At 71.1% G+C, this 25621-nt stretch carries 25 protein-coding genes and 3 tRNA genes; 10 read left to right on the plus strand and 18 right to left on the minus strand.

Annotated features, from left to right (window positions below; genetic code table 11):
* Positions 1-50: 50 nt before the first annotated feature.
* Positions 51-123, minus strand: a tRNA-Met gene (locus ACWC21_RS12215).
* A gap of 46 nt (positions 124-169) precedes the next feature.
* Positions 170-242, minus strand: a tRNA-Thr gene (locus tag ACWC21_RS12220).
* A gap of 254 nt (positions 243-496) precedes the next feature.
* Here ACWC21_RS12220 and ACWC21_RS12225 point away from each other — a divergent pair.
* Positions 497-1777 (plus strand): amidohydrolase family protein, encoded by a 1281-nt coding sequence (locus ACWC21_RS12225; protein ID WP_450880756.1) that lies wholly within the window; start codon positions 497-499, stop codon positions 1775-1777.
* 90 nt (positions 1778-1867) lie between these two features.
* Positions 1868-2524, plus strand: a complete 657-nt coding sequence (locus tag ACWC21_RS12230) for an SDR family oxidoreductase (protein WP_450880758.1) — start codon at positions 1868-1870, stop codon at positions 2522-2524.
* A 61-nt stretch (positions 2525-2585) separates the two neighbouring features.
* Here ACWC21_RS12230 and ACWC21_RS12235 read toward each other — a convergent pair whose 3' ends face one another.
* Entirely contained in the window at positions 2586-2798 is a 213-nt protein-coding gene (locus ACWC21_RS12235) for a hypothetical protein (protein WP_450880760.1), read from the minus strand.
* 497 nt (positions 2799-3295) lie between these two features.
* Between ACWC21_RS12235 and ACWC21_RS12240 the strand changes: the two genes are divergently transcribed.
* The gene (locus ACWC21_RS12240; RefSeq protein ID WP_450880762.1) at positions 3296-3943 is read left to right on the plus strand and encodes a hypothetical protein; all 648 of its coding nucleotides are present in this window, start codon (positions 3296-3298) and stop codon (positions 3941-3943) included.
* A gap of 218 nt (positions 3944-4161) precedes the next feature.
* On the opposite strand, the gene ACWC21_RS12245 is transcribed toward ACWC21_RS12240, so the two are convergent.
* Positions 4162-4243 (minus strand) — tRNA-Tyr (locus ACWC21_RS12245).
* 224 nt (positions 4244-4467) lie between these two features.
* Between ACWC21_RS12245 and ACWC21_RS12250 the strand changes: the two genes are divergently transcribed.
* A complete protein-coding gene (locus ACWC21_RS12250; RefSeq protein WP_152778272.1) occupies positions 4468-4956 on the plus strand; it encodes a YajQ family cyclic di-GMP-binding protein in 489 nt (162 codons plus the stop codon).
* 69 nt (positions 4957-5025) lie between these two features.
* On the opposite strand, the gene ACWC21_RS12255 is transcribed toward ACWC21_RS12250, so the two are convergent.
* Complete coding sequence (locus tag ACWC21_RS12255; RefSeq protein ID WP_388798409.1) at positions 5026-5292, minus strand: GlsB/YeaQ/YmgE family stress response membrane protein; 267 nt, start codon at positions 5290-5292, stop codon at positions 5026-5028.
* Positions 5293-5447: 155 nt separating this feature from the next.
* Here ACWC21_RS12255 and ACWC21_RS12260 point away from each other — a divergent pair, with 155 nt between their 5' ends.
* A complete protein-coding gene (locus ACWC21_RS12260) occupies positions 5448-6704 on the plus strand; it encodes an APC family permease (protein WP_450880765.1) in 1257 nt (418 codons plus the stop codon).
* Positions 6705-6797: 93 nt separating this feature from the next.
* On the opposite strand, the gene ACWC21_RS12265 is transcribed toward ACWC21_RS12260, so the two are convergent.
* The 12 genes from ACWC21_RS12265 to ACWC21_RS12320 form a co-directional block, all read right to left on the minus strand.
* The gene (locus tag ACWC21_RS12265) at positions 6798-7190 is read right to left on the minus strand and encodes a YccF domain-containing protein (RefSeq protein WP_450880767.1); all 393 of its coding nucleotides are present in this window, start codon (positions 7188-7190) and stop codon (positions 6798-6800) included.
* Positions 7187-8050, minus strand: coding sequence for a zinc metalloprotease HtpX (gene htpX / locus ACWC21_RS12270; RefSeq protein ID WP_450880769.1), 864 nt, complete (start codon positions 8048-8050; stop codon positions 7187-7189). Before htpX ends, ACWC21_RS12265 begins: the two co-directional genes overlap by 4 nt.
* A gap of 186 nt (positions 8051-8236) precedes the next feature.
* The gene (locus ACWC21_RS12275; protein WP_450880771.1) at positions 8237-9766 is read right to left on the minus strand and encodes an NADH-quinone oxidoreductase subunit N; all 1530 of its coding nucleotides are present in this window, start codon (positions 9764-9766) and stop codon (positions 8237-8239) included.
* The gene (locus tag ACWC21_RS12280) at positions 9763-11337 is read right to left on the minus strand and encodes a complex I subunit 4 family protein (protein WP_450880773.1); all 1575 of its coding nucleotides are present in this window, start codon (positions 11335-11337) and stop codon (positions 9763-9765) included. The genes ACWC21_RS12275 and ACWC21_RS12280 overlap by 4 nt, the downstream gene beginning before the upstream one ends.
* 6 nt (positions 11338-11343) lie before the next feature.
* Positions 11344-13338, minus strand: coding sequence for an NADH-quinone oxidoreductase subunit 5 family protein (locus tag ACWC21_RS12285; protein ID WP_450880775.1), 1995 nt, complete (start codon positions 13336-13338; stop codon positions 11344-11346).
* On the minus strand, positions 13335-13715 hold the full coding sequence (nuoK, locus tag ACWC21_RS12290; protein ID WP_450880777.1) for an NADH-quinone oxidoreductase subunit NuoK: 381 nt from the start codon (positions 13713-13715) through the stop codon (positions 13335-13337). Before nuoK ends, ACWC21_RS12285 begins: the two co-directional genes overlap by 4 nt.
* On the minus strand, positions 13715-14359 hold the full coding sequence (locus tag ACWC21_RS12295) for an NADH-quinone oxidoreductase subunit J family protein (protein ID WP_450880779.1): 645 nt from the start codon (positions 14357-14359) through the stop codon (positions 13715-13717). The genes nuoK and ACWC21_RS12295 overlap by 1 nt, the downstream gene beginning before the upstream one ends.
* Positions 14356-15048: a NuoI/complex I 23 kDa subunit family protein gene (locus tag ACWC21_RS12300; protein ID WP_450880781.1), complete on the minus strand. Its 693-nt coding sequence runs from the start codon at positions 15046-15048 to the stop codon at positions 14356-14358. Before ACWC21_RS12300 ends, ACWC21_RS12295 begins: the two co-directional genes overlap by 4 nt.
* Positions 15048-16016, minus strand: coding sequence for a complex I subunit 1/NuoH family protein (locus ACWC21_RS12305; protein WP_450880783.1), 969 nt, complete (start codon positions 16014-16016; stop codon positions 15048-15050). The genes ACWC21_RS12300 and ACWC21_RS12305 overlap by 1 nt, the downstream gene beginning before the upstream one ends.
* A gap of 188 nt (positions 16017-16204) precedes the next feature.
* The gene (locus ACWC21_RS12310) at positions 16205-17317 is read right to left on the minus strand and encodes an NADH-quinone oxidoreductase subunit C (RefSeq protein WP_450880785.1); all 1113 of its coding nucleotides are present in this window, start codon (positions 17315-17317) and stop codon (positions 16205-16207) included.
* Complete coding sequence (locus ACWC21_RS12315; protein ID WP_450880787.1) at positions 17314-17943, minus strand: NADH-quinone oxidoreductase subunit B; 630 nt, start codon at positions 17941-17943, stop codon at positions 17314-17316. The genes ACWC21_RS12310 and ACWC21_RS12315 overlap by 4 nt, the downstream gene beginning before the upstream one ends.
* Positions 17934-18338 (minus strand): NADH-quinone oxidoreductase subunit A, encoded by a 405-nt coding sequence (locus ACWC21_RS12320; RefSeq protein ID WP_450880789.1) that lies wholly within the window; start codon positions 18336-18338, stop codon positions 17934-17936. Before ACWC21_RS12320 ends, ACWC21_RS12315 begins: the two co-directional genes overlap by 10 nt.
* 229 nt (positions 18339-18567) lie before the next feature.
* On the opposite strand from ACWC21_RS12320, the gene ACWC21_RS12325 reads away from it, so the two are divergent.
* The 5 genes from ACWC21_RS12325 to ACWC21_RS12345 all read left to right on the plus strand — a co-directional run bounded on the left by ACWC21_RS12325 (position 18568) and on the right by ACWC21_RS12345 (position 25149).
* Positions 18568-19752, plus strand: coding sequence for a sensor histidine kinase (locus ACWC21_RS12325; protein WP_450880791.1), 1185 nt, complete (start codon positions 18568-18570; stop codon positions 19750-19752).
* Between the two features lie 112 nt (positions 19753-19864).
* Positions 19865-21235: a sensor histidine kinase gene (locus ACWC21_RS12330; protein ID WP_450880793.1), complete on the plus strand. Its 1371-nt coding sequence runs from the start codon at positions 19865-19867 to the stop codon at positions 21233-21235.
* Positions 21236-21350: 115 nt separating this feature from the next.
* On the plus strand, positions 21351-22010 hold the full coding sequence (locus tag ACWC21_RS12335) for a LuxR C-terminal-related transcriptional regulator (protein WP_450881072.1): 660 nt from the start codon (positions 21351-21353) through the stop codon (positions 22008-22010).
* 138 nt (positions 22011-22148) lie between these two features.
* Positions 22149-24077, plus strand: coding sequence for a 2-oxoacid:acceptor oxidoreductase subunit alpha (locus ACWC21_RS12340; RefSeq protein WP_450880795.1), 1929 nt, complete (start codon positions 22149-22151; stop codon positions 24075-24077).
* A complete protein-coding gene (locus ACWC21_RS12345) occupies positions 24070-25149 on the plus strand; it encodes a 2-oxoacid:ferredoxin oxidoreductase subunit beta (protein WP_450880797.1) in 1080 nt (359 codons plus the stop codon). The genes ACWC21_RS12340 and ACWC21_RS12345 overlap by 8 nt, the downstream gene beginning before the upstream one ends.
* A 14-nt stretch (positions 25150-25163) precedes the next feature.
* On the opposite strand, the gene ACWC21_RS12350 is transcribed toward ACWC21_RS12345, so the two are convergent.
* Positions 25164-25553 (minus strand): winged helix-turn-helix transcriptional regulator, encoded by a 390-nt coding sequence (locus tag ACWC21_RS12350; RefSeq protein WP_450880799.1) that lies wholly within the window; start codon positions 25551-25553, stop codon positions 25164-25166.
* Positions 25554-25621 lie beyond the last annotated feature (68 nt).

Genomic DNA, 25621 nt, shown 5'->3' on the forward strand with positions numbered 1-25621 from the left:
AAGAAAGAGTAGCCGACTGAAGGACCGACCCCGCAATCGGCTACTGTGTGTAGCGGTGACCGGACTTGAACCGGTGACACAGCGATTATGAGCCGCTTGCTCTACCGACTGAGCTACACCGCTGCGATGCGATCGGATCCCGCCTCACGGCGGGAACCTCTCCCATCAGAGCCCCAATACGGAATCGAACCGTAGACCTTCTCCTTACCATGGAGACGCTCTGCCGACTGAGCTATTGGGGCGAGCGATGAAGACATTACACGCTCGGCTGCCGTTCACCCAAATCCATTGCGGGCGACCGACCCGCCCCGGTCCGGCAGGGCTCTCCCGGCCCCCTCGGCCCCTCCCGTGTGCCCCGCGACCAGCACCGCCCGCGCGGGACCACGCCGGTACGACTATTGCGCTCCTCCCCGCCGGGCTCGACTCACCGCCCTAGGCTCGACTCACTCTGCGTGATCATGCCCCCCGTTCACGCAGCCCCGAACCCTGGAGCGCGATGCCCGAGAGCCAGCCGCAGCCGCCTTCCTCGTCGTCGGACCCGTCGTCCCGCTCCCCGGGCTCGCCGGGGCAGCCCGACGCCGCGCCCCTCCTGCTGTGCGGGGCACGGCTGACCGACGGCCGGACCGTGGACGTACGGCTGGGCGGCGGACGCATCGAGGCGGTCGGTACGGCCGGCAGCCTCGCGCCGGGACCGGCCCGGGCCGGCTTCGCGCGCGTGGACCTCGCCGGGTACCTGTTGCTCCCGGCCCCGGCCGAGCCGCACGCCCACGGCGACACGGCCCTGTCGGCCGAGAGCCAAGGCCCGGTCTCGTACACACCCGACGACGTCCAGCGCCGGGCCACCGAGGCCGCCCTGCTGCAGCTCGGCCACGGGGCGACGGCGCTGCGGGCGCACGTGCGCGTGGGCGACGTCCAGGGTCTGGGCGCGCTGACCGCCGTGCTGCGGGCGCGGCGCTCGTTGCGCGGGCTGGTGGAGCTGTCGGCCGTGGCCGTGCCGCGCGTGCTGACCGGGGTGGCGGGGGCGGACGGGCTGGCGGTGCTGCGGGACGCGATGAAGATGGGCGCCTCCGTGGTGGGCGGATGTCCGGATCTGGACCCTGACCCGACCGGCTACGTGGAGGCGGTGCTGGAGATCGCCTCCGAGCACGGCTGCCCCGTCGACCTGCACACGGACGCCGCCGACCCGGCCCGTCTGTCCCGGCTCGCGGCCATGGCGGGCGGCCTGCGCCCCGGCGTGACGCTCGGACCGTGCGCCGGGCTGGCCCGGCTGCCCACCGAGGCGGCCGCACGCATCGCCGACCGGCTGGCCGCGGCCGGCGTGACCGTCGTCTGCCTGCCCCAGGGCGGCTGCGGGAGCGTCGAGGGACTCGGCACGGCTCCGGTACGGCTGCTGCGCGCGGCCGGGGTCCGGGTAGCGGCCGGCAGCGGCGCGCTGCGGGACGTGTCCAACCCGGTGGGGCGCGGTGACCCCCTGGAAGCGGCCTACCTGCTGGCCTCCCGGCACGGCCTGCGCCCCGAGGACGCCTACGACACGGTCAGCGCCTCCGCCCGCGCGGTGCTCGGCCTGCCCGAAGTGCGCGTCGAGGCCGGTTTCCCCGCCGAGCTGCTCGCCGTGCGCGGCGACCAGCTCGCCGCGGCGCTGTCCCTGGCGTACAGCCGCATCGTGGTGCACCGGGGGCGTGTGGTGGCACGCACCAGCGCGGTGCGCGAGTACTGCAACTCGGCCGCGGCGGCGGAACTGGGGCTGCCGCGGCAGGGCCGGGGCGAGCTGTCCTGAAACCGGCGGCCGGGAGCCACCGGTGGCCGCCGGTGGGGCGGAGCCGAAGTCGTGCGGCGGATGCGTCCCTTCGGGCGTACGGTCGGAAACATGCGCATTGTCATCGCTGGGGGCCATGGTCAGATCGCGCTGCGGCTGGAGCGGCTGCTCGCCGTGCGCGGATACGAGGTAGCGGGCATCATCCGCAAGGCCGAACAGGGCAACGACCTGCGGGAGGTCGGCGCCGAACCGGTTCTGCTCGATCTGGAGTCGGCGTCGGTGGAGGAGGTCGCGGCGTATCTGCACGGCGCGGACGCGGCGGTCTTCGCGGCGGGCGCCGGCCCGGGCAGCGGCACGGCCCGCAAGGAGACGGTGGACAAGGGGGCCGCCGTGCTGTTCGCGGACGCTGCCGTGCGGGCGGGCGTACGCCGGTTCGTGGTCGTCTCCTCCATGGGCGCGGATCCGGCCCACCAGGGCGACGAGGTCTTCGACGTGTACCTGCGCGCCAAGGGCGAGGCCGACGCCTACGTCCGTGGCCTGGACGCCCTGGACTGGACGATCCTGCGCCCCGGTTCGCTGACGGACGACTCCGGTACCGGCCTGGTCCGCCTGGAGGCACACACCGGCCGCGGCCCCGTCCCCCGCGACGACGTGGCGGCCGTCCTGGTGGAACTCGTGGAGACTCCGGCGACGGCGGGCCTGACGCTGGAACTGATCAGCGGGTCGACCCCGGTGACGGTGGCGGTGAAGTCCGTGGCGGGAAACTGAGTCGACTGCCTGACAACTGAGTCGACTGCCTGACATCCGGGTCCGAGCGGGTGGGCGGCACTCAGAACAGGGGCAGCTGCCCGGGGAATTCCGGCAGCTCGTACCCGTCCAACGACGGCTGGGCGGCTCCGAGTTCCGCTTGCCGCCGGGACCCGGAACACGAGACGAGTTCCCCGCTGCGCCGCGCGCCGGGCGGATCATGTCGCGCGAAGCGCCCCGCGACGACGGCGATTTCGCGGCGGCACACGGGGCAGGTTCTGCGACGGGATGACATACGGCCAGTGTCCCCCGTGCGGGCAACGGCGTACCGGCCGGACTCACAGCCCGTCTGCGATCAACGACGTTCGGGCGACGAGGGAGATCACAGGCCTCGGCCGCGCACTTGGGAGAACTCGCCATGCCGGGCGTCGGCCCGGCACAGGGGACCCCTGTTCCTGTTCTGATCACCTTCGGCGCCCCCTTCGCGATCGCGGCGGACGGCCACCACACGAGCAAAGCCTGCTTCCACCGGCCGGCCCCGGCACCTGACATGTCCCCGACCCGAGCGAGCGGGGATGCCGCGAAGCGATGTCGCGCGGCGTGCAACCCACAGTGAGTGTTTGGGAGTACCTATGGGCGGACGTCCAAGCGGCGGCCACCGCTCCCGGTGGTCGCCGCAGGTCGGCACGCGGGCCCGGCGTGCCGGCCGTCGAGGACCGCCCGGCGTGGTGCCGGGCGGCGGCTTTGAAGGAGAAATGCTCCGTGGCTCTCAGCTTTGCCAGGAAGGCAGTCATGGCGACCGTCGCAGTCGCCGCGCTCGGAGGGGTCTCGTTCGGCGCCTCCGCGAGCGAAGCGGCGTCGGGCCCGACGGTCCACCCGGCGTCCGCACCGGCCTCCGGCGTCGCCAAACGGTCTGCTTCCGCTCACCGGCAGGAGCCGCCGGTGGTCACGCAGGTGATCGGCAGCGGCCGAATGGACGGGCACCGCTGGTCGGTGGCGCTGGAGTTCCACCGGACACTGCCCAAGGACTACACCCTGCCCACATACCCCGACGGAACAAAAGCACAGGGCACCTCACTGCTGTGCCAGCGCATGTACATCGGCGGCGTCCGCATCGACCACCAAGGCGGCCCCTGGGCCGACTGCCAACCCGTCACCGGCACACACGACCCCCGCGCCGCAGGCGAAATGGGACTGTGGGGCCTGCACGACAAAGGCCTCAGCGGAAGCCGCCTCATGGTCTCCAACCCCGAAGCCGAAGTCGCCTACGGCGTGATCTCCCTCACCGACGGAACCCAGGTCAAAGCCACCACCGTCACCCTCCCCGGCACCACCTACCGCGCCTGGGCCGCACCCATCCCCAACGGACAGACCATCACCGCGGTCGACCAGTACGACACCCACGACAACCGACTCACCCACGACACCGACTGGCACTGACCGCCACCGTCGGAGGGTCCGAAACTGTGCATTCCAGCGGGTCACGCCGCTGCACGGGGAGGCGTGCGAGTACGGCCGCGTGTTCCAGGCCCTGCGGGAAGAACCGTGACGAACGCGAAGACCTCGGCCCGCCTGCGGCACAGTCCACTGATCGCCCATGAGCACGACGAGGGGCCCGTGACCTGCAATTCGCAGGTCACGGGCCCCTCGTTCCCGTGTGGCGGCGCCAGGATTCGAACCTGGGAAGGCTGAGCCGGCAGATTTACAGTCTGCTCCCTTTGGCCGCTCGGGCACACCGCCGGGGGTGATGCCGGTCGAACCGCTTTTCGGCGGTGCTCCCTGGCAACGACGTAAACAATACCCGATGGGGAGGGGTGCTTCGCCACTCCGTTGATCGGCCCCTCGACGACGCGGGGTGGCTAGGCTGGTGCGGATGCGGTCCGGCCCCGTGCCGGGCTCGGCGGCCGCCGCCGCGCACGCCGACACGCACCCGATACACCCCCGGACACAAGGAGCCACAGGACATGGCCGACTCCAGTTTCGACATCGTCTCGAAGGTCGAGCGGCAGGAGGTCGACAACGCCCTCAACCAGGCCGCCAAGGAGATCTCGCAGCGCTACGACTTCAAGGGCGTGGGCGCCTCCATCTCGTGGTCCGGCGAGAAGATCCTGATGGAGGCGAACTCCGAGGATCGGGTCAAGGCCATCCTCGACGTCTTCCAGTCCAAGCTGATCAAGCGCGGCATCTCGCTGAAGGCGCTGGACGCGGGCGAGCCCCAGCTCTCCGGCAAGGAGTACAAGATCTTCGCGTCGATCGAGGAGGGCATCTCCCAGGAGAACGCGAAGAAGGTGGCGAAGATCATCCGCGACGAGGGCCCGAAGGGCGTGAAGGCGCAGGTGCAGGGCGACGAGCTGCGCGTCAGCTCCAAGAGCCGCGACGACCTGCAGACCGTGATCGCACTCCTGAAGGGCAAGGACTTCGACTTCGCGCTGCAGTTCGTGAACTACCGGTAGAGGACTCCGACAGGGAACTCCCCTGCCAGGAAGGGCGGGCACCCGACGGCGCCCGCCCTTTCCGTCGAGTCAGTCGCGCGAGTTGCCGAACAGGATGCGGTAGACGATCAGCAGGACCAGCGAGCCGCCGATCGCGGCGGCCCAGGTCGCGCCGTCGTAGAAGTGCTTGGACACCGGGTGGTCGAGCCAGCGGGCCGAGATCCAGCCGCCGATGAACGCGCCCGCGATGCCGATGAGGGTCGTACCGATGAAACCGCCCGGGTCGCGCCCGGGCAGCAGGACCTTGGCAATGGCTCCGGCCAGAAGCCCGAGGATGATCCAACCGACGATGCTCATGCCGTGAACCTGCCCTTCCGTACTGTGCCCGCACTGTCCGGTGCTTGAGAATTCGGTGAGGACCGGCTGTCCGGCGTGCACGTGTTCGTGCCGTGTTGATGAACAGGACGTCCCGGGCACACCGGGTGGTTGCATCGGTCAGTAGGGTCCAGCGCATGGCACTCTCCGGTTCAGAGCTGCGCCGCACCCTGGGGGTACGAGACGCCGTGATCGTCGGACTCGGCTCGATGGTCGGGGCGGGCGTCTTCTCCGCACTCGGGCCCGCAGCCCGCGCCGCCGGGTCGGGCCTGCTGCTCGGGCTGGCCGTCGCGGCCCTGGTGGCCTACTGCAACGCCACCTCGTCCGCTCGGCTCGCGGCCCTGTATCCGGCCTCGGGCGGTACGTACGTGTACGGGAGGGAACGCCTCGGGGTTTTCTGGGGCTACCTCGCGGGCTGGGCCTTCGTCGTCGGGAAGACAGCCTCCTGCGCGGCGATGGCACTCACCGTGGGCGCGTACGTCTGGCCCGGGCACGCGCACGTGGTGGCGGTCGCGGCCGTCGTGGTGCTGACCGCCGTGAACTACGGCGGCATCCAGAAGTCCGCCTGGCTGACGCGGGTGATCGTGGCCGTGGTGCTGGCGGTCCTCGCCTGCGTGGTGGTCGTGTGCCTGGCGTCCGGACGGTCCGACGCGGGGAGGCTGGGCATCGGGCTGTCGTCCGGCGGGGGCGGGGTGCTTCAGGCGGCCGGGCTGCTGTTCTTCGCCTTCGCGGGGTACGCGCGGATCGCGACCCTCGGTGAGGAGGTGCGGGATCCGGCGCGCACCATCCCCCGCGCGATCCCGCTCGCCCTCGGTATCGCGCTGGTGGTGTACGCGTGCGTGGCCGTCGCCGCCCTGTCCGTGCTCGGCGCGGGCCGTCTGGGGCACGCGGAGGCACCGCTGGCCGACGCGGTACGGGCGGCGGGGGCGGCGGGACTGGTGCGGGTGGGGGCGGCTGTGGCCGCGCTCGGCTCGCTGCTCGCGTTGATCCTCGGCGTCTCACGGACCACGCTGGCCATGGCCCGCGACCGCCATCTGCCCGGGGCACTGGCCGCCGTGCACCCGCGCTTCCAGGTCCCGTACCGCGCGGAGCTGGCGGTGGGCGCAGTGGTCGCCGTGGTGGCAGCGACAGTGGACGTACGGGGCGCCATCGGCTTCTCCTCCTTCGGTGTGCTGGTCTATTACGCGATCGCCAACGCGTCGGCCTGGACGCTGAGCCCGGCTCTGTGGGCCCGTGCGGTGCCGGCGGTCGGGCTGGTGGGGTGCGTGACGTTGGCGTTCGCCCTGCCGGCGGTCTCGGTGGCCGTGGGGGCGGGTGTGCTGGCGGCGGGAGTGCTGGCCTTCGCGGTACGGCGGTGGGTGGGACTCGGTACCCATGATGCGGGCCGCCACTGACAACCGGGCGGGCCTGTGGACGACGAGCCGATTGTGGACAACCCGGCGCGGACGGAACGCCCCTGAAGGCCGGTCAGGCGAGGTGGTCAGCCGTCAGCGCGTCGCGAACGGCTCGTCCGTCGGCACGATCTCGCGTCCCAGCGGGAACAGGGAGACCGGGATCAGCTTGAAGTTCGCGATGCCGAACGGAATGCCGATGATCGTGAGGCAGAGGGCGATACCGGTGACGATGTGGGCGATGGCCAGCCACCAGCCGGCCAGGACCAGCCACAGGACGTTGCCGACGCAGGAGGCGGCACCCGCGTCGCGGCGCTCGACCGTGGTGTACCCGAAGGGCCACAGGGCGTAGACGCCGATACGGAAAGCAGCGATGCCGAACGGGATCCCGATGATGGTGATGCAGAGCAGCACACCCGCGAGCAGGTAGCCGAGGAACAGCCAGAAGCCGCTCAGGATCAGCCAGATGACGTTCAGAATGGTTCTCACTGGTATCGACCTGCCATCTTCTCGAGCCGGGCGATGCGGTCCGCCATCGGCGGGTGGGTGGAGAACATCTTCGACAGACCCTGCCCCGGGCGGAAGGGGTTAGCGATCATCATGTGGCTGGCGGTCTCGATGCGGGGCTCCGGGGGCAGCGGAAGCTGCTGGGTGCCGGACTCGAGTTTGCGCAGGGCGCTGGCGAGGGCGAGCGGGTCACCGGTGAGCTGGGCGCCGGAGGCGTCGGCCTCGTACTCCCTGGACCGGCTGATGGCCAGCTGGATCAGGGACGCGGCGAGCGGGCCCAGGATCATGATCAGCAGCATGCCGAGCAGGCCGGGGCCCTCGTCGTCGTCGGAGCGGCCGACCGGGATCAGCCAGGCGAAGTTGACCAGGAACATGATCACCGAGGCGAGCGCGCCGGCGACCGACGAGATGAGGATGTCGCGGTTGTAGACGTGGCTGAGCTCGTGGCCGATGACTCCGCGCAGCTCGCGCTCGTCCAGCATCCGCAGGATGCCTTCCGTGCAGCACACGGCGGCGTTGCGCGGGTTGCGGCCCGTGGCGAAGGCGTTGGGTGCCTCGGTCGGGGAGATGTACAGACGCGGCATGGGCTGGCGGGCCTGGGTGGAGAGGTCGCGGACCATGCGGTACAGCCCGGGGGCCTCGAACTCGCTGACCGGCCGGGCGCGCATCGCGCGTAGCGCCAGCTTGTCGCTGTTCCAGTACGCGTACGCGTTCGTCCCGAGGGCGACGATGACCGCGATGATCAGCCCCGTGCGGCCGAAGAGGCTGCCGATGACGATGATGAGTGCGGACAGTCCCCCGAGGAGTACTGCGGTCCTGAGCCCGTTGTGCCGGCGGTGCACGGTGCGCCCTCCAAGTCGTGCATCAGGGGAACCCTTTGGTCCAGTGGACCCTCCCGCTCTGGTCAACGCCAGGTGGCCGCCGCGAGTTCCCTGGTACAGGCGGCGGCGCGTGTCGGCCGTACGGGTGACGTGCCCTTATGGCCCCGCGCGCGTGGGGCTACGGGTGCCCCGTGCGCGCGTGGCGAGTCATCCGAACAGGCCGGTGGCGGCGAAGCGCAGGACCAGTTGGGGTGCGCCGGAGAGGGCGACGCCGAGGACGCCGGTGAGGGTGAGCGCGGCGGTGAGGGGGGCCGGGATCAGGTGGCGGCCGGGCTCGCCCTCGGGGGCCCGGAAGAGCACGGCCGTCCACTGGAGGTAGTAGAAGAGGGCGATCACCACGTTGACGGCCATGACGACGGCGAGCCACCCGAGGCCCGCGTCGACGGCCGCGGAGAAGACGGTGACCTTGGCGAACAGGCCGATGATGCCCGGCGGCAGTCCGGCGAGGCACAGCAGGAAGAAGGCCAGCAGGAGGGCGGTGAGCGGGTTCGACGCGTAAAGGCCCCGGTAGTCGGTGATCCGGTTGCGGGGCCTGGTACGGCCCACCAGTGCGGCCACGGCGAAGGCGCCGAGGTTCACGGCGGCGTACATCAGCGCGTAGGCGACGGTGGAGCCGACGGCCCTCTGGGCGTCCTTGGTGTATCCGGCCGCGGCGATCGGCACCAGCAGGTAGCCGGCCTGGCCGACGGAGGACCAGGCGAGCAGCCGTACGGCGCTGTACGCGCGCGTGGCCTGCTGCCGTAGGGCGCCGACGTTGCCGACGGTCATGGTGAGGGCGGCCAGTACGGCGAGCGCCGGGCCCCAGACGTCGGCGTACGACGGGAAGGCGACGACGGTGACGAGGATCAGGCCCGAGAAGCCGACGGCCTTGCCGACGACCGACAGGTAGGCGGCGATGGGCAGCGGGGCTCCGACGTAGGTGTCGGGCACCCAGAAGTGGAAGGGGACGGCGGCCGTCTTGAAGGCGAAACCGATCAGGGTGAGGACGACGCCCGTCTGGGCGAGGGTGTGGAGCTGCCCGTCGACGTGCTGGATCCGGTCGGCGACCTGGGTGAGGTAGAGGGTGCCGGTGGAGGCGTAGACGAAGCTGATGCCCAGCAGGCTGACCGCGGTCGCGGTGACGGAGGACAGGAAGAACTTCAGGGCCGCTTCGGAGGAGCGCCGGTCGCCGTGCCGGATGCCGACGAGGGCGAAGGCGGGCAGGGAGGCGACCTCCAGGGCGACGATCAGCGTCGCGAGGTCACGGGAGGCGGGCAGGAGGGCGGCGCCCGCGGCCGAGGAGAGCAGCAGGAACCAGTACTCCCCTTCGGGTACGCGCCGGTCCGCGTCCTTGAGCGTGGTGACCGACAGCAGGGCCGCGAGGAGGGCGCCGCCGAGCACGAGGAACTGGATGACGAGGGTGAACCGGTCGGCTGTGTAGCTGCACGCGTGCGTGGAACCGGTGAGGCAGAAGGTGCTGCGGTCGCCGTCCAGGAGGGGCAGCAGCAGGACGGCTGATGCGGCGAGCCCGGCGACGGACACCCAGCCGAGGACCGCCTTGCGGGCGTCCGGCACGAACAGGTCGGCGACGAGGACGGCGAGGGCTACGACGGCCGCGAGGGTGGGCGGGGCGATCGCGAGCCAGTCGACGGACTGGACGGCCGACTCGGCCAACAGGGGCTGGGCCAGGGCGCTCATCGGGTGCCTCCTGCGAGGAGCTGCTGCACGGCCGGGTCGGTCAGGCCGAGGAGCACCTTCGGCCAGAGCCCGGCGACGACGGTGAGGGCGACGAGCGGGGTCCAGGCCGCGAACTCGTAGCCGCGGACGTCGGGGAGCTTCGGAAGGTCCCGCGGTACGGAGCCCATGCACACGCGGCGGACCACGACGAGCATGTACGCGGCCGTCAGCAGTGTGCCGAACGCGCCGATCGCCATGAAGGTGAGGAACGCGGGACGGCTGAGGCCGGCGGCGGGGTCGAACGCACCGAACAGTGCCAGCATCTCGCCCCAGAATCCGGCGAGGCCCGGCAGGCCGAGCGAGGCGACGGCGCCGAAGGCGAGCAGACCGCCGAGGCGGGGGGCCTTGCCGTACAGCGCGGCGCCGCTTTCCTCGGCAAGGGTGTCGAGGTCGGTGCTGCCGGTGCGGTCCTTCAGGGCGCCGACCAGGAAGAAGAGGAGGCCGGTGATGAGTCCGTGGGCGATGTTGGCGAACAGCGCGCCGTTGACCCCGGTCGGGGTGGTGGTGGCGATGCCGAGCAGGACGAAGCCCATGTGGCCGACGGACGAGTAGGCGATGAGCCGCTTCAGGTCGCCCTTCACGCCCTGTTTGGCCAGGGCCAGGCAGGCCAGGGAGCCGTAGATGATCCCGACGACGGCGAGGGCGGCGAGGTAGGGCGCGAAGGTGTGGAAGCCGTCGGGTGCGACCGGCAGCAGGATCCGGACGAACCCGTACGTGCCCATCTTCAGCAGGACGCCGGCCAGCAGGACCGAGCCGACGGTGGGCGCGGCGGTGTGGGCGTCCGGCAGCCAGCTGTGCAGCGGCCACATCGGGGTCTTGACCGCGAGTCCGATCCCGATCGCCAGGACGGCGATGACCTGCACGGATGTGCTCAGCGACCGGCCGTTGTCAGTGGCGAGTGCCACCATGTCGAACGTGCCCGCCTTGATCCCGATCAGGAGCAGGCCGAGCAGCATGACGACGGACCCGAGCAGTGTGAAGAGGATGAACTTCCAGGCGGCCCGGGTCCGCCCCTCGCCGCCCCAGCGGGCGATGAGGAAGTACATCGGGATGAGCACCGTCTCGAACGCGAGGAAGAACAGCAGCAGGTCGAGGACGGCGAAGGTCGCGAGGGTGCCGGACTCGAGGACGAGCAGCAGTGCGACGAACGCCTTCGGGGTCGGGCCCGCGGGCGGCTTGAAGTACGAGTAGAGCGCGCAGAGGAAGGTCAGCAGCGCGGTCAGTACCAGAAGGGGGAGGGAGATGCCGTCGATGCCGAGGTGGATCCGCACGTCGAGTGCGGGGATCCAGCTGATGTCGGTCGTGGCCTGCATCTTCGACGGATGGTGGTGGTCGAAGCCGAGCGCGAGGACGATCGCGGCGATGAGGACGGCGCCGGTGACGGTGACGCCGTGCCGTAGTACGGCCTGCTCGGGGGACTTCCCCTTCAGTCCGGGCGGGGCGGGCAGGAGGGCGGCGACGGCGCCGAGGAGCGGGCCGACGACGACGAACGCCAGAAGGAACTGCATCACGGACTCGTTCATATCGATCACGCCTGCTCACGCTCCCGAGGCGACGAGGAGGACGGCGACCGCCAGGACGACGGTGCCGGCGAGCAGCGCGCTCACATAGGTCTGGACGTTGCCGGTCTGGGCTCGCCGTACGGCGGCCCCGAGCAGGCGGGGCAGTGCGGCCGCGCCGTGTACGTAGGTGTCGACGACCTCGCGGTCCAGGAACCGGACGAGGCTCGCTCCGGCCTGGACCGGGCGGACGAACAGCGCCGTGTACACGGCGTCCAGGTGGAAGCCGACGGCCGCGTGCCGGTGCAGCGGACCGAGCAGCAGCCGTCCGGGGTCGGCCGGGTCGGGCGCGTAGGCCACGTCTCCGTAGACGGGGGCGTGGCTGGCGATGGCTTCCGCCTCGACCAGTGCGGCGTCGCCCTCCGGGTGGGCGGCGACCGCGCCCAGCGGGGCGCGGGCGGCGAGTGCGGTGGTGCGCTGCCAGGCGCCGTAGGTGACGAGTCCGCCGACCAGGGCCAGGCCGGTCCCGAGGATGGATGTGAGGAGGGTCGGGGTGAGGTCGCGGCCGTCGAACCAGCCGGGCAGCGTCCGGTAGGCGAAGGCGCCGAAGGCTAGGGACGGGACGGCGAGCACCCACAGCACGACGGTCATGCTGAGCGGCTGGCGGCCGTGCTCCGGGGCCTCGGCGCCGCGTCCGCGGAAGGCCAGCAGCCACAGGCGGGTGGCGTAGGCGGCGGTGAGCAGGGCGGTGAGCAGTCCGGCGACGAGGATCAGCCAGCCCGCGGCGGCGGGGGCGTGCTCGGTGTGGCCGGTGGCGACGTGCTCGGCCGCGCCGAGGACGGACTCCTTGGAGAAGAAGCCGCTGAAGGGCGGGATCGCGGCGAGCGCGAGGAGCGCCACGGTCATCGTCCAGTAGGCGTCGGGGATGCGGTCGCGCAGATGGCTCATGCGGGACATGCCGGCGAGCGAGTTGGTGCCGGCGGCGTGGATGATCACGCCGGCCGCGAGGAACAGCAGCGCTTTGAAGGCGCCGTGCGAGAGGAGGTGGAAGACGGCGGCGCCGCGGTCACCGACGGCGAGGGCGCCGGTCATGTAGCCGAGCTGGCCGATCGTCGAGTAGGCGAGGACGCGCTTGATGTCGTCCTGGGCGAGCGCGGCCAGGCCCGAACCGGTCATCGTGACGGCGGCCATGACGGCGAGGACGAGCATCGCGGCCGTGGAGGCTTCGAAGACCGGGAGGAGACGGGCGATGAAGTAGACGCCCGCGGCCACCATGGTCGCGGCGTGGATCAGCGCGGAGACGGGTGTGGGGCCCGCCATCGCGTCGGGGAGCCAGGTGTGGAGCGGGAACTGTGCCGACTTGCCGGCCACGCCCGCCAGGAGCAGCAGGGCGATCAGCGTGGGGTGGTGGAGGCCGCCGCTCGCGACGGTCCCGAGGACGCGGGTGATCCGGAAGGACCCGGCGTCGGTCCCGAGCGCGAACAGGCCGATGAGGAAGGGCACGTCGCCGAGCTTGGTGACCAGGAAGGCCTTGAGGGAGGCGGCGCGGGCTTCCGGGGTCTCCCAGTAGTGGCCGACGAGGAAGTAGGAGCAGATGCCCATGACTTCCCAGCCGACCAGCAGCACGATCAGGTCGCCCGAGTAGACGACCAGGAACATCGCGGAGGTGAACAAGGAGACGAGAGCCGCGTACGAGGGGTAGCGCGGGTCGTCACGGAGGTAGCCGGTCGAGTAGACCTGCACGCAGGTGGCGACGACGCCGACCAGGATCGCGACGAGGGCGGCGAAGCCGTCGACGTAGAGGGCCAGCTCGATCGGGACGGAGCCGGTGGGCGTCAGCTCGGTGGCGGAGGTGATCGCCTGGCCCCCGCCCTGGCGGACGGCGACGAGCACGGTGAGTACCAGGGAGACCAGGGTCGGCAGGACGGCGAGCGGGCGGACGAATCCGGGGGCCGTGCGGCCCAGCAGGAGGCCGGCCGCCGCACCCAGGAACGGAAGGAGGGGGACTAGGAGGGCGAGGGTGGTCGTGCTCACGCGGTGGCCTCAGCCTTCTCGGCCGTGGGGGCGTCGCTGTCGGGGCCGTCCGTGCCGTGCCCCTCGGCGGTGTCGCGGAGGCGGTCGATGTCGGAGGTGCCGCGGTTGCGGTACACGGAGAGGACGATCGCCAGACCGATGCCGATCTCGGCGGCGGCGATGGCGATGGTGAACAGGGTCAGGGCCTGGCCGGAGTGCAGGGTCTCCCGGGCGGCCTTGCTGAGCCAGACGTCGAAGGCGACCAGGTTGAGGTTGACGGCGTTGAGCATCAGCTCGACCGACATCAGGACCAGGATCGCGTTGCGGCGGGCGAGTACGCCGTACAGGCCGGTGCAGAACAGGAGGGCGGAGAGTACGGCGGGATAGGCGAGGTGCATCAGCGGACACCTTCCTTGTCGGCCTGGTCCTGCCGCGTGCCGGGGGCGTCCGGAGTGCCGGCCGTGTCCGCCTTGGCCTTGCGGGACAGCACGATCGCGCCGACCAGGGCGGCGAGGAGGAGGACGGAGAGGGCCTCGAAGGGGAGGACCCAGTTCTGGAAGAGGCTCGCGCCGGTGACCTTGGTCGATCCGGCGGCCGGGCCGTCCAGGTCGATCCAGGTGGTGCGGAAGGCGTCGACGACCACCCAGACCAGAGCGGCCGCGGCGGCGACGGCCACGGTGAGGGCGGCCCAGCGGTTGCCGGAGTCGGCGTCCGGTGAACGGCCGATGGGGGCCCTGGTGAGCATCAGGCCGAACAGGAGGAGGACGACGACGGAACCGACGTAGATGAGGACCTGCACCCAGGCGATGAACTCGGCGGTGAGCAGGAGGTACTCCACGGCGAGGCCGCCGAGGGCGACGACCAGCCACAGGGCGGCGTGTACCAGTTGCCGGGTGGTGACGCTGACCAGCGCGGCGCCGAAGGTGACCAGGCCGACGAGGAGGAAGGCGATCTCGACGCCGTTCGGGGATAGGAAGCCGTGCGCTTCGGCGGCGGTGGTGGAGTGCGCCGTGACGAGGCCGGTGGCTGCGGCGAGGGTCATTCCCGGCCCTCCTGCCTCGGCTGGTCCGTCTGCTGCTTGGAGTCCCCCGCCGGCCGGGTCGGCTGCTCGGCGGCGCGGGCCTGCTCGTCGGCGTGCGGCTCGCCGGCATGCGGCTCGCCGGCTGCGGCGCTCTGCTGGGCCACCTCCTGCTGGGCCGCCTCCTGCTGCTGGGCCGCCAGCTTCTCGGCGGTCTTGCGGGCGGCGGCGATCTCCTTCGGCTCCTCCGCGCCTGGATCGAGGGCGGGCGGGGCCGGGACCGTCCACATCCACTCGCGGAGCTTGTCGCGTTCATGGGTGAGGTCGCGGATGTCGGTCTCGGCGTACTCGAACTCCGGGGACCAGAAGAGCGCGTCGAAAGGACAGACCTCGATGCAGATACCGCAGTACATGCAGAGCGAGAAGTCGATGGCGAACCGGTCGAGGACGTTGCGGCTGCGTTCACGGCCGCCGGGGGTCGCCGCCGGGATCGTCTCCTTGTGGGAGTCGATGTAGATGCACCAGTCCGGGCACTCACGGGCGCACAGCATGCAGACCGTGCAGTTCTCCTCGAACAGGCCGATGACGCCTCGTGTGCGGGGCGGCAGGTCGGGCTGGACGTCCGGGTACTGCTCGGTGACGGTCTTCTTCGTCATCGTGCGGAGGGTGACGGCCAGGCCCTTGGCGAGGCCGGAGCCGGGGATGGGGGCCACTAGGAGATCACCACCTTGACGATGCCGGTGAGGGCGATCTGGGCGAGGGAAAGGGGCACGAGAAGCGTCCAGGAGAGTTTCTGCAGCTGGTCCTCGCGCAGGCGCGGGTAGGTGACGCGGAGCCAGATCACCACGAAGGCGAGGATCGCGGTCTTCAGCAGGGTCCAGACCCAGCCGAGGCCGTCGGCGCCCCACGGGCCGTGCCAGCCGCCGAGGAAGAGGACGGTGGTCAGGCCGCACAGGACGACGATGCCGGCGTACTCGGCGAGCAGGAACAGGGCGAAGCGCAGGCCGGTGTACTCGGTGTACGCACCGAAGATGATCTCCGAGTCGGCGACGGGCATGTCGAAGGGAGGGCGCTGCAGTTCGGCCAGTCCCGCCACGAAGAAGACGACCGCGCCGACGATCTGCCAGGGCAGCCACCACCAGTGGAAGGCGTGGAGGATGCCGGGGATCGACACGGTCCCGGCCGCCATGGCCACCGAGGCGGCTGCCAGGAGCATCGGGAGTTCGTAGGCGAGGAGCTGGGCGGCGGTGCGCAGTCCACCGAGGAGGGAGAACTTGTTGGCGCTGGCCCAGCCGGCCATGAGCGAGCCGAGGACGCCGACGCCCATCACCGCGAGCACGAAGAACACGCCCGCGTCCAGCACCTGGCCGACCGCGCTCTCGCTCGGGCCGACGGGGATGGCGAGGAGCACCAGGAGGTACGGCAGGAGGGCCACGGCGGGCGCCAGCTGGAAGATGCGGCGGTCCGCGCCCGCGGGTACGACGTCCTCCTTCTGCGCGAACTTCACGCCGTCCGCGATGAGCTGCGCCCAGCCGTGGAAGCCGCCCGCGTACATCGGGCCGAGGCGGCCCTGCATGTGGGCCATCACCTTGTGCTCGGTCTGGCCGACGATCAGGGGGAAGGTGAGGAAGACGACGAACACGACCAGGAGTCGCAGGGCGACGTCGAGCGCGCCGTTCACTGCGGGCCTCCTGGGGAGTCGTTACGCGCGTCCCCGGGTGAGGACTCCTCGCGGGGTCCGTTCCCAGGGTCGGGCGTGGTTCCGGGCTTGGTCTCGGGTCCGTTCCCGGAATCGGGCTTGGTCTCGGGCTCGGGCTTGGTCTCGGGCTCGTTCCCGGGCTCGGGCACAGGCTCATTCCCGAAATCGGGCTAGTTCCCGGAATCGGGCCTGGCACCGGAATCGGGCTTGGTCTCGGGAGCAGCTCCGGGCTGCGTCTCCGGCCCGGTTCCAGGCCCCGTCTCGGGTGCCGTCCCGGGCTCGGGCTGCGGCTCGCGCTTGGCCTCCGGCTCGTCGAAAGCCGGGCGGGCGTGGTGCCAGGGTGCGTCCGAGCTGTGGGGGGCGGCGCCGCGCGAGGGCCTGGTGGAGGCACCCGGCGGTGGCACGGCCGGCTCCGCGGGTTCCGCCGGTTCCGCGCCCTGCGCACGCTGCGAGGCGGACCCCGCGCTCGCGCTGCGCGCCCGGCGTGGCCCGGCCGGGCCGGCGGCGTCCCGCTGGCTGGCCGACCCCTGCGACGCGCTGCGCGCCCGGCGGGGTGTCGTGGGGGCCGCCTCCGTCTCCGGGGCCTGGCTCACCGAGCCCTCCCCGGCCGTGCGGGTCCGCCGTACCGGCCGTTCGCCCGCCGCGCGCACGGGCCGTTCCCCGGCGGCCGCCGCACGGCCGGCCCCCCGGGCCGGGCGGGCCGGGGCAGGGGGGAGCTGGCCCTTGAGCGGGCCCCACTCGTTCGGGTCGGGGACGCCCGGGGGAAGCATCTGGCGGCGCTTGGGGCCGCCGTGGTCCGATTCGCCGGGTTCCTTGGCGCCCGGCCAGGCCTTGGCGACCCGCGCGGCCAGGACGAAGTCCTTGCGCAGGGGGTGACCCTCGAAGTTCTCGGGGAGGAGGAGGTGGTCCAGGGCGGGATGGCCGTCGAAGCGGACACCGAACATCTCGTGCGTCTCGCGCTCGTGCCAGGCCGCGCCCGCGTACACGCCGACGGCGGAGGCGAGCGTCGGTGCCTCGTGCGCGACCGTGGTGCGCAGCAGCAGACGGCGGACCGGGGAGAGGGCGACGACGTGCGCCGCCACGCGGAAGCCGGTGCCGGGTTCGTCGACCGCGCTCAGCCAGTCGAAGTAGGTGCAGGAGAGCGTCGTACGCGCCGTTTCCAACGCGGTGATCCAGGAGGACGGCGGGACGTCGACCGTCAGGACCTCGTAGGACTCCTCGGCCGTCGCCTGCGCACCGAAGAGGTCCTCGACGGGGGCGGGGAGCCAGCCGACGGTGCTCATCGGGCGTCGCCCCCCTCGCCGGACTCGCCGGACGGCCGCGCCGGTGGTCGCACGAGGCCGCTCTGCAGTGCCGCCGCCGAGGGGCGTGCGGCTTCGCCGGTGCCGTAGCGCTCCCCGAGCGACTCCCGGGCGATCTTCTCCTGGAGCTTCAGGATGCCCTGGAGGAGGGCCTCGGGCCGGGGCGGGCAGCCGGGCACGTACACGTCGACCGGGATGATCTGGTCGACGCCCTTGGTCACCGAGTAGGAGTCCCAGTACGGCCCGCCGCAGTTGCTGCACGCGCCGAAGGAGATGACGTACTTGGGCTCGGGCATCTGCTCGTACAGGCGCTTGACGGCCGGGGCCATCTTGTCCGTGACCGTGCCGGAGACCACCATCAGGTCGGCCTGGCGCGGGCCCGGTGCGAACGGGATGACGCCGAGGCGGATGAAGTCGTGGCGGGCCATGGACGCGGCGATGAACTCGATCGCGCAGCAGGCGAGACCGAAGTTGAAGACCCACAGCGAGTACCGGCGGCCCCAGTTCAGGACCACCTTCATCGGCTCGGGGGCCAGGCGGGCGAGCGCGCCCAGCCGCTTCGGCTCGGGAAGCAGGACGGGCTCGGAAGGAGTGGGGGTCACGTCCATGCCAGGACGCCCTTCTTGTATGCGTACAGCAGGCCGACGGCGAGGAAGCCGAGGAAGATGAACATCTCCACCAGCGTGGTCGCGCCGTAGCCGGGGGCGGCGAAGACGGTCGCCCAGGGGAACAGGAAGATCGAGTCGACCGCGAAGATCACGTAGAGGAAGGCGTAGACGTAGTAGCGGACCTGGGTGTGGGCCCAGCCCTCGCCGACGGGGTCGACGCCGCACTCGTAGGTCAGCAGTTTCTCCGGGGTGGGGACGACCGGCCGCAGCAGACGGCCGGCGCCGAAGGCGACCGCGACGAACAGCACGCCGACCAGGGCCAGCAGTCCGACGACCGAATAGGACCGGAAATAGTCCGCCGCGACTACGGTCGAGCCCCCCAACGTCTCCCGCACCGTGCGTCCCTCGCTCCCTGACCTGGTGACCGCGACGAATCGTGCACCGTGGTGGTTGACGCGATTCGACGATGTGTACGCACGGGAGTCTAGGCCCTGATAAAGAGCGGGTAAGCAGCCCGTCACGGCGTGAGACGGGGTGGGCACGGCGAGGGTGGGGTTTTCCCCCGCTCACGGGGGGCGGCGGACCTCATGGCGCCGCGGCGCCGGGCACGGCACGCTACGCGGTATGACCGCACCCGACTCGACTGCCGACGAGCGCCCTTTGCCGCCGGCGCGCTTCGCCTACGACAAGCACACCTGGAAGGAGATCGCCCATCTCCTGGCCAATCTGCCGGTGGCGCTCCTCGGTTTCACCTACGTCGTCTGCGTGCTGTTCGTCAGCGGCCTGCTGACCGTCACCGTGGTCGGGTTCCCGCTGCTGGCGGCGAGTCTGCTGGGCGCTCGTCAGCTGGGGAAGCTCGAGCGGGGCCGGTCGCGGGTGCTGCTCGGGGTCCGGGTGGAGGAGCCGACCCCGCTGCCGCTCAGGAAGGGCGGCGGGCTGTTCCAGCGGCTGTGGATGGCGTTGAAGGATCCGGTCGGCTGGCGGACTCTGCTGTACGACTTCATCCGGCTGCCCTGGGGCATCCTCACCTTCGTCACCACGCTGACCTCGCTGTTCGTGCTGTGGCCGGTGCTGCCGTTCATCGCGCGGGGCCTGGCGAACGCGGACCGGGCGATGGTGCGCGGGTTGTTGTCGCCCTCGAATGAACTCGAACGCCGTATCGCCGAACTGGAGTCCGATCGCGGGCTGGTGGTGGACACGGCGGCGGCCGACCTGCGACGCATCGAGCGCGACCTCCACGACGGCGCGCAGGCCCGCCTGGTCAACCTGGCGATGGGGCTCGGCCTGGCGAAGGAGAAGCTGCTGGAGGATCCCGACTCGGCGGCCGTCATGGTCGCGGAGGCGCACGGCGAGGTGAAACTGGCGCTGCAGGAGCTGCGCGACCTGGCCCGGGGCATCCATCCGGCCGTCCTCACCGACCGTGGCCTGGACGCCGCCCTGTCCTCCGTCGCCTCCCGCTGCACCGTGCCGGTGAAGGTGACCGCCGACCTGACGGAACGACCCGCCGCCGCGATCGAGGGGATCGCCTACTTCACCGTCTCCGAGCTGCTGCAGAACGTCAGCAAGCACAGCGGGGCGAGGACCGCCTCCGTCGAGGTGTGGCGGTCCGGGGACCGGCTGCTGATCCAGGTCCGGGACGACGGACGCGGGGGCGCGCGGCTGGAGGGCGGCACCGGGATGCGGGGGCTCGCGGAACGGCTCGGTGCCGTCGACGGGCTGTTCGTCGTGGACTCGCCGACGGGCGGCCCCACCACTGTCACCGCCGAGCTGCCCTGGCGGGACCGGACGGAGCCCCCCGGACGCGGGTAGGGAAAACCCCCCACCGAAGACGCCGACGGCCTCCATGGCCCGTCGACCTGCGCCGCACCAGTCTGGACGTACGGCAGGACCGCCGGCGGACGAGGAGAACGGGACGACACCGATGACCATGGGGTACGGACAGGAGTACGGGCAGGGCTACGGGCACCGTGACCGCCCCGGACACCGCGGCACCGACGACTGGGGTCACCGCCGGCGCCGGCTGCCCGCCGCGCTGCGGACGCCGCTGGAGGCGCGCAGCTGGCGGGAGTTCGGCTACGTGCTGCTGAACCTGCCGGTCGCGGTCGTGACGTTCACGTACGCCGTGACGATGGTGGCGCTGGGCGCGGGCCTGCTGGTGACGTTCCTCGGCATCCCGGTGCTGGCCGGCGCGCTGGCGGGGTGCCGGAGCCTGGGGACCATGGAGCGGGCGCGGGCGCGCGGACTGCTCCGGCTGGAGATGGCCGACCCCGAGCCGCTGCGGGTGCGCAAGAACGGCCCGCTGGCCTGGATGGGGGCGGTCCTGAAGAGCGGCACGTCCTGGCGGCACCTGCTGTACACCCTGCTGCACTTCCCGTGGGCGGTGTTCTCCTTCTCCGTCGCCCTCAGCTTCTGGACGTGCGGCTGGACGCTGCTCACGTACCCGCTGTGGTTCTGGGTGTTCCCAATGTACGGCGGGCAGGGCGGGCTCCAGCTGTACGGCGACACCCATCACAGCGTCTATCTCGACAACCCGTTCGAGATCACCGTGACCGCGCTGGTCGGGCTGCTCTTCACGATCGCCACGCCGTGGATCGTCCGCGCCCTGACGATGGTGGACCGGCTGCTGGTGCTGGGGCTGCTCGGGCCGTCGCGGCTGGCCAAGCGGGTGGTGGAACTGGAGTCGGACCGGGGTGTCGTGGTCGACACGGCGGCGGCCGACCTGCGGCGCATCGAGCGTGACCTGCACGACGGCGCTCAGGCCCGTCTGGTGGCACTGGCCATGGACCTGGGGCTGGCGAAGGAGAAGCTCACCGAGGACCCTCAGGCGGCGGCCCGGATGGTCGAGGACGCGCACGGCGAGGTGAAGACGGCCCTGCAGGAGCTGCGGGATCTGGCTCGGGGCATCCACCCGGCCGTCCTCACCGACCGCGGTCTGGACGCCGCCCTGTCCTCCGTCGCCTCCCGCTGCACCGTGCCCGTCCAGGTCGAGGTGGAACTCACCGAACGACCCGCCCCGGCCATCGAGGGGATCGCCTACTTCACGGTGTCCGAGCTGCTGCAGAACGTCAGCAAGCACGCCCGCGCCTCGTCGGCCACCGTGGACGTGTGGCGGTCGGAGGACCGGCTGATGCTCCAGGTCGTGGACGACGGGGTCGGCGGGGCCGGCGTGTCCCCCGGCTCCGGGCTCGCCGGGCTGGCCGAGCGGCTGGACGCGGTGGACGGGATCCTGGTGGTGGACTCCCCGGCCGGTGGCCCCACCCGGGTGACGGCCGAGCTGCCCTGGCGCCGCTGACCTCCGAGGAAATCCCTTGTCCGGCCACGGCCCGCTCCCGATGCTGGAATGCTGAACCTCGTAGGAACAGACGGGGACGGCGGGCGTGGGGGGCCGGAAGATCGTGGAGTACAGGGTGCGGGTGGTCATCGCCGAGGATTCAGTGCTGCTCAGAGAGGGCCTGACCCGGTTGCTGACCGATCGCGGTCACGAGGTCGTCGCCGGTGTCGGGGACGCCGAGGCACTGATCAAGACCATCGACGACCTGGAGGCGCAGGGCTCCCTGCCCGATGTGGTGGTCGCCGACGTGCGGATGCCGCCGACGCACACCGACGAGGGTGTCCGGGCCGCCGTTCGGCTGCGCAGGGCGCATCCCGGACTCGGTGTGCTGGTGCTGTCACAGTACGTGGAGGAGCGCTACGCCACCGAACTGCTGGCCGGTTCCAGTCACGGCGTCGGCTACCTGCTCAAGGACCGCGTCGCCGAGGTACGCGAGTTCGTGGACGCGGTGGTGCGGGTGGCGGGGGGCGGTACGGCGCTGGACCCGGAGGTGGTCGCGCAGCTGCTCGGGCGCAGCCGCAAGCAGGATGTGCTCGCCGGGCTCACTCCGCGGGAGCGGGAGGTCCTGGGGCTGATGGCCGAGGGCCGGACGAACTCGGCGATCGCCCGGCAACTGGTGGTCAGCGACGGAGCCGTGGAGAAGCACGTCAGCAACATCTTCCTGAAGCTCGGCCTGTCGCCGAGCGACGGCGACCACCGGCGGGTGCTGGCGGTCCTCACCTATCTGAATTCCTGATCCGTCCGGTCCCCGGCGAATCGCCGTCCATCATGCGAATGGCCGAGGGAAGGCGACCCTAAGCGACGTAGGGTTGATCCTGGGAAGGTCCACGGGACGACCACGCCCCGGACAGCCGCCTCGAGGAGGTCCAGTTCAGTGACCAGCCAGGTCAGCAGCGCAGCGGAACAGGCCGACGGAGCCGTCGTGGGAGAGCAGCGCAAACCGGCGGGGGTGAAGGACGTCCGCCGCCTCGACCGAGTGATCATCCGGTTCGCCGGCGACTCGGGGGACGGGATGCAGCTCACCGGTGACCGTTTCACGTCGGAGACGGCGTCCTTCGGCAACGACCTGTCCACCCTGCCGAACTTCCCGGCCGAGATCCGTGCTCCCGCCGGAACCCTGCCGGGTGTGTCCTCGTTCCAGCTGCACTTCGCCGACCATGACATCCTCACCCCGGGTGACGCCCCGAACGTGCTGGTGGCGATGAACCCGGCCGCCCTGAAGGCGAACATCGCCGACCTGCCGCGCGGTGCGGAGATCATCGTCAACACGGACGAGTTCACCAGGCGGGCCCTGCAGAAGGTCGGCTATGCCTCCGACCCGTTGGAGGACGGCTCGCTGGACGGTTACAGCCTGCACCCGGTGCCGCTGACGACCCTCACCGTCGAGGCGCTCAAGGAGTTCGATCTCTCCCGCAAGGAGGCCGAGCGCAGCAAGAACATGTTCGCGCTGGGTCTGCTGTCGTGGATGTACCACCGGCCCACCGAGGGCACGGAGAAGTTCCTGAAGACGAAGTTCGCGAAGAAGCCCCAGATCGCGGCGGCGAACATCGCCGCGTACCGGGCGGGCTGGAACTTCGGGGAGACGACGGAGGACTTCGCGGTCTCCTACGAGGTGGCGCCGGCGGCGAAGGCGTTCCCGGTGGGCACCTACCGCAACATCTCCGGGAACCTGGCTCTGGCCTACGGGCTGGTCTCCGCCTCCCGGCAGGCGGATCTGCCGCTGTTCCTGGGCTCGTACCCGATCACCCCGGCCTCCGACATCCTGCACGAGCTGAGCAAGCACAAGAACTTCGGCGTGCGGACCTTCCAGGCCGAGGACGAGATCGCGGGGATCGGCGCGGCGCTGGGCGCGGCGTTCGGCGGCTCGCTCGCGGTGACGACGACGTCCGGTCCGGGTGTGGCGCTCAAGAGCGAGACGATCGGTCTCGCGGTGTCGCTGGAGCTGCCGCTGCTGGTGGTGGACATCCAGCGCGGCGGCCCGTCCACGGGGCTGCCGACCAAGACCGAGCAGGCGGACCTGCTGCAGGCGATGTTCGGCCGCAACGGCGAGGCCCCGGTCCCGGTGATCGCCCCGAAGACGCCCGCGGACTGCTTCGACGCCGCTCTGGAGGCCGCCAGGATCGCGCTGACGTACCGCACACCGGTGATGCTGCTCTCTGACGGCTACCTGGCCAACGGTTCCGAGCCCTGGCGGATCCCCGAACCGGACGAACTCCCCGATCTGCGGGTGCGGTTCGCCACCGGCCCGAACCACACGCTGGACGACGGCAGTGAGGTGTTCTGGCCGTACCAGCGGGATCCGCGGACGCTGGCCCGCCCCTGGGCGGTACCGGGCACGGCCGGGCTGGAGCACCGCATCGGCGGGATCGAGAAGCAGGACGGCAGCGGCAACATCTCCTACGACCCGGCCAACCACGACTTCATGGTCCGCACCCGTCAGGCGAAGATCGACGGCATCGAGGTCCCCGACGTCGAGGTCGACGACCCGCACGAGGCATCCACCCTGGTCCTGGGCTGGGGATCCACCTACGGGCCGATCACCGCCGCCGTACGCCGTCTGCGCAACGCCGGGGAGTCGGTGGCGCAGGCCCACCTGCGCCACATCAACCCCTTCCCCCGCAACCTCGGTGCGGTGCTGCGCAGATACGACAAGGTGGTGATCCCCGAGATGAACCTGGGGCAGCTCGCCATGCTGATCCGGGCGAAGTACCTGGTCGACGCCCACTCCTACAACCAGGTCAACGGCATGCCGTTCAAGGCCGAACAGCTCGCCACCGCGCTGAAGGAGGCCATCGATGGCTGAGACGTCCACGGAAGGCACGGGCACGATCGAGGCGCTCTCCCTCGTGCCGAAGGCCGAGGCCAGGCAGTCGATGAAGGACTTCAAGACCGACCAGGAGGTGCGCTGGTGCCCGGGCTGCGGTGACTACGCGATCCTGGCCGCGGTGCAGGGGTTCATGCCCGAGCTCGGCGTGGCGAGGGAGAACATCGTCTTCGTCTCCGGCATCGGCTGTTCCTCGCGCTTCCCGTACTACATGAACACCTATGGGATGCACTCCATCCACGGCCGCGCCCCCGCCATCGCCACCGGCCTGGCCACCAGCCGCCGGGATTTGTCGGTGTGGGTGGTCACCGGTGACGGCGACGCGCTGTCCATCGGCGGCAACCACCTCATCCACGCCCTGCGCCGCAACGTCAACCTCAAGATCCTGCTGTTCAACAACCGGATCTACGGCCTGACCAAGGGCCAGTACTCCCCCACCTCCGAAGTCGGCAAGATCACCAAGTCCACGCCGATGGGGTCCCTCGACGCCCCCTTCAACCCGGTGTCACTGGCGCTGGGCGCGGAGGCGTCCTTCGTGGCGCGGACCATCGACTCCGACCGCAAGCACCTCACCGAGGTCCTGCGCGCCGCGGCCGGCCACCCGGGCACGGCGCTGATCGAGATCTACCAGAACTGCAACATCTTCAACGACGGTGCCTTCGACGCCCTCAAGGACAGGCAGCAGGCGGAGGAGGCCCTGATCCGCCTCGAGCACGGCCGGCCGATCCGCTTCGGGCCCGACGGCAGCCGCGGGGTCGTGCGCGACCAGCGGACCGGCGATCTCGAGGTGGTCACCGTCACCCCCGAGAACGAGGCCGACATCCTGGTCCATGACGCCCACGCGACGTCCCCGACCACCGCGTTCGCCCTCTCCCGGCTCGCCGACCCCGACACCCTGCACCACACTCCGGTCGGCGTGTTCCGCTCCGTGGACCGTCCGGTCTACGACGAGCAGATGACCGAGCAGCTCGACACGGCCGTCGAACGGCAGGGCAAGGGCGACCTGGCCGCCCTGCTGGCCGGTGGCGACACCTGGACCGTCGTCGGCTGAACGAGGGGGATGTCTCAGGAGGCCCGGGTCTGTGCCGCCCGGGCCTCGTCGTATGCGGCGCGGGCCTGCTCCACGTCGTCCATCCGTTGCTGCGTCCACAACGCGAGCCCCCGCACCTGCTCCGCCGCCTCGCGGCCCAGTCCAGTCAGGGAGTAGTCGACGCGCGGCGGGATGACCGGCTGGGCGTCCCGGTGGACCAGGCCGTCGCGCTCCAGGGTCTGCAGGGTCTGGGTGAGCATCTTCTCGCTGACCCGTCCGATCGCCCGGCGCAGCTCACTGAAGCGGTGGGGGCGGTCGAGGAGGTGGATCAGCACCAGCACACCCCAGCGGCTGGTGACGTGCTCCAGGACGAGGCGGTAGGGGCACATCGCCTCACCCACGGGGTCCAGCTTGCTTACTGCCATGCAAGTACCTTACTTCAAAGTGGGTACTTTCCGGAAGTTAGCGCAGCCTCTAGGGTGAGTGTCAGATA

It is taken from the genome of Streptomyces sp. NPDC001348 (assembly GCF_053597535.1).

Bases quoted from the DNA above. Each gene is read 5' to 3' on its own strand.
- ACWC21_RS12310 (WP_450880785.1), bottom strand. From the start codon at position 17,317: ATGAGCACCGTCGGCTGGCTCCCCGCCCCCGTCGAGGACCTCTTCGGT.
- ACWC21_RS12330 (WP_450880793.1), top strand. From the start codon at position 19,865: ATGACCATGGGGTACGGACAGGAGTACGGGCAGGGCTACGGGCACCGT.
- ACWC21_RS12275 (WP_450880771.1), bottom strand. From the start codon at position 9,766: ATGAGCGCCCTGGCCCAGCCCCTGTTGGCCGAGTCGGCCGTCCAGTCC.
- nuoK (WP_450880777.1), bottom strand. From the start codon at position 13,715: ATGCACCTCGCCTATCCCGCCGTACTCTCCGCCCTCCTGTTCTGCACC.
- ACWC21_RS12255 (WP_388798409.1), bottom strand. From the start codon at position 5,292: ATGAGCATCGTCGGTTGGATCATCCTCGGGCTTCTGGCCGGAGCCATT.
- ACWC21_RS12345 (WP_450880797.1), top strand. From the start codon at position 24,070: ATGGCTGAGACGTCCACGGAAGGCACGGGCACGATCGAGGCGCTCTCC.
- ACWC21_RS12325 (WP_450880791.1), top strand. From the start codon at position 18,568: ATGACCGCACCCGACTCGACTGCCGACGAGCGCCCTTTGCCGCCGGCG.
- ACWC21_RS12240 (WP_450880762.1), top strand. From the start codon at position 3,296: ATGGCGACCGTCGCAGTCGCCGCGCTCGGAGGGGTCTCGTTCGGCGCC.
- ACWC21_RS12225 (WP_450880756.1), top strand. From the start codon at position 497: ATGCCCGAGAGCCAGCCGCAGCCGCCTTCCTCGTCGTCGGACCCGTCG.
- ACWC21_RS12315 (WP_450880787.1), bottom strand. From the start codon at position 17,943: ATGGACGTGACCCCCACTCCTTCCGAGCCCGTCCTGCTTCCCGAGCCG.
- ACWC21_RS12230 (WP_450880758.1), top strand. From the start codon at position 1,868: ATGCGCATTGTCATCGCTGGGGGCCATGGTCAGATCGCGCTGCGGCTG.
- ACWC21_RS12250 (WP_152778272.1), top strand. From the start codon at position 4,468: ATGGCCGACTCCAGTTTCGACATCGTCTCGAAGGTCGAGCGGCAGGAG.
- ACWC21_RS12295 (WP_450880779.1), bottom strand. From the start codon at position 14,359: ATGACCCTCGCCGCAGCCACCGGCCTCGTCACGGCGCACTCCACCACC.
- ACWC21_RS12235 (WP_450880760.1), bottom strand. From the start codon at position 2,798: ATGTCATCCCGTCGCAGAACCTGCCCCGTGTGCCGCCGCGAAATCGCC.
- ACWC21_RS12350 (WP_450880799.1), bottom strand. From the start codon at position 25,553: ATGGCAGTAAGCAAGCTGGACCCCGTGGGTGAGGCGATGTGCCCCTAC.
- ACWC21_RS12260 (WP_450880765.1), top strand. From the start codon at position 5,448: ATGGCACTCTCCGGTTCAGAGCTGCGCCGCACCCTGGGGGTACGAGAC.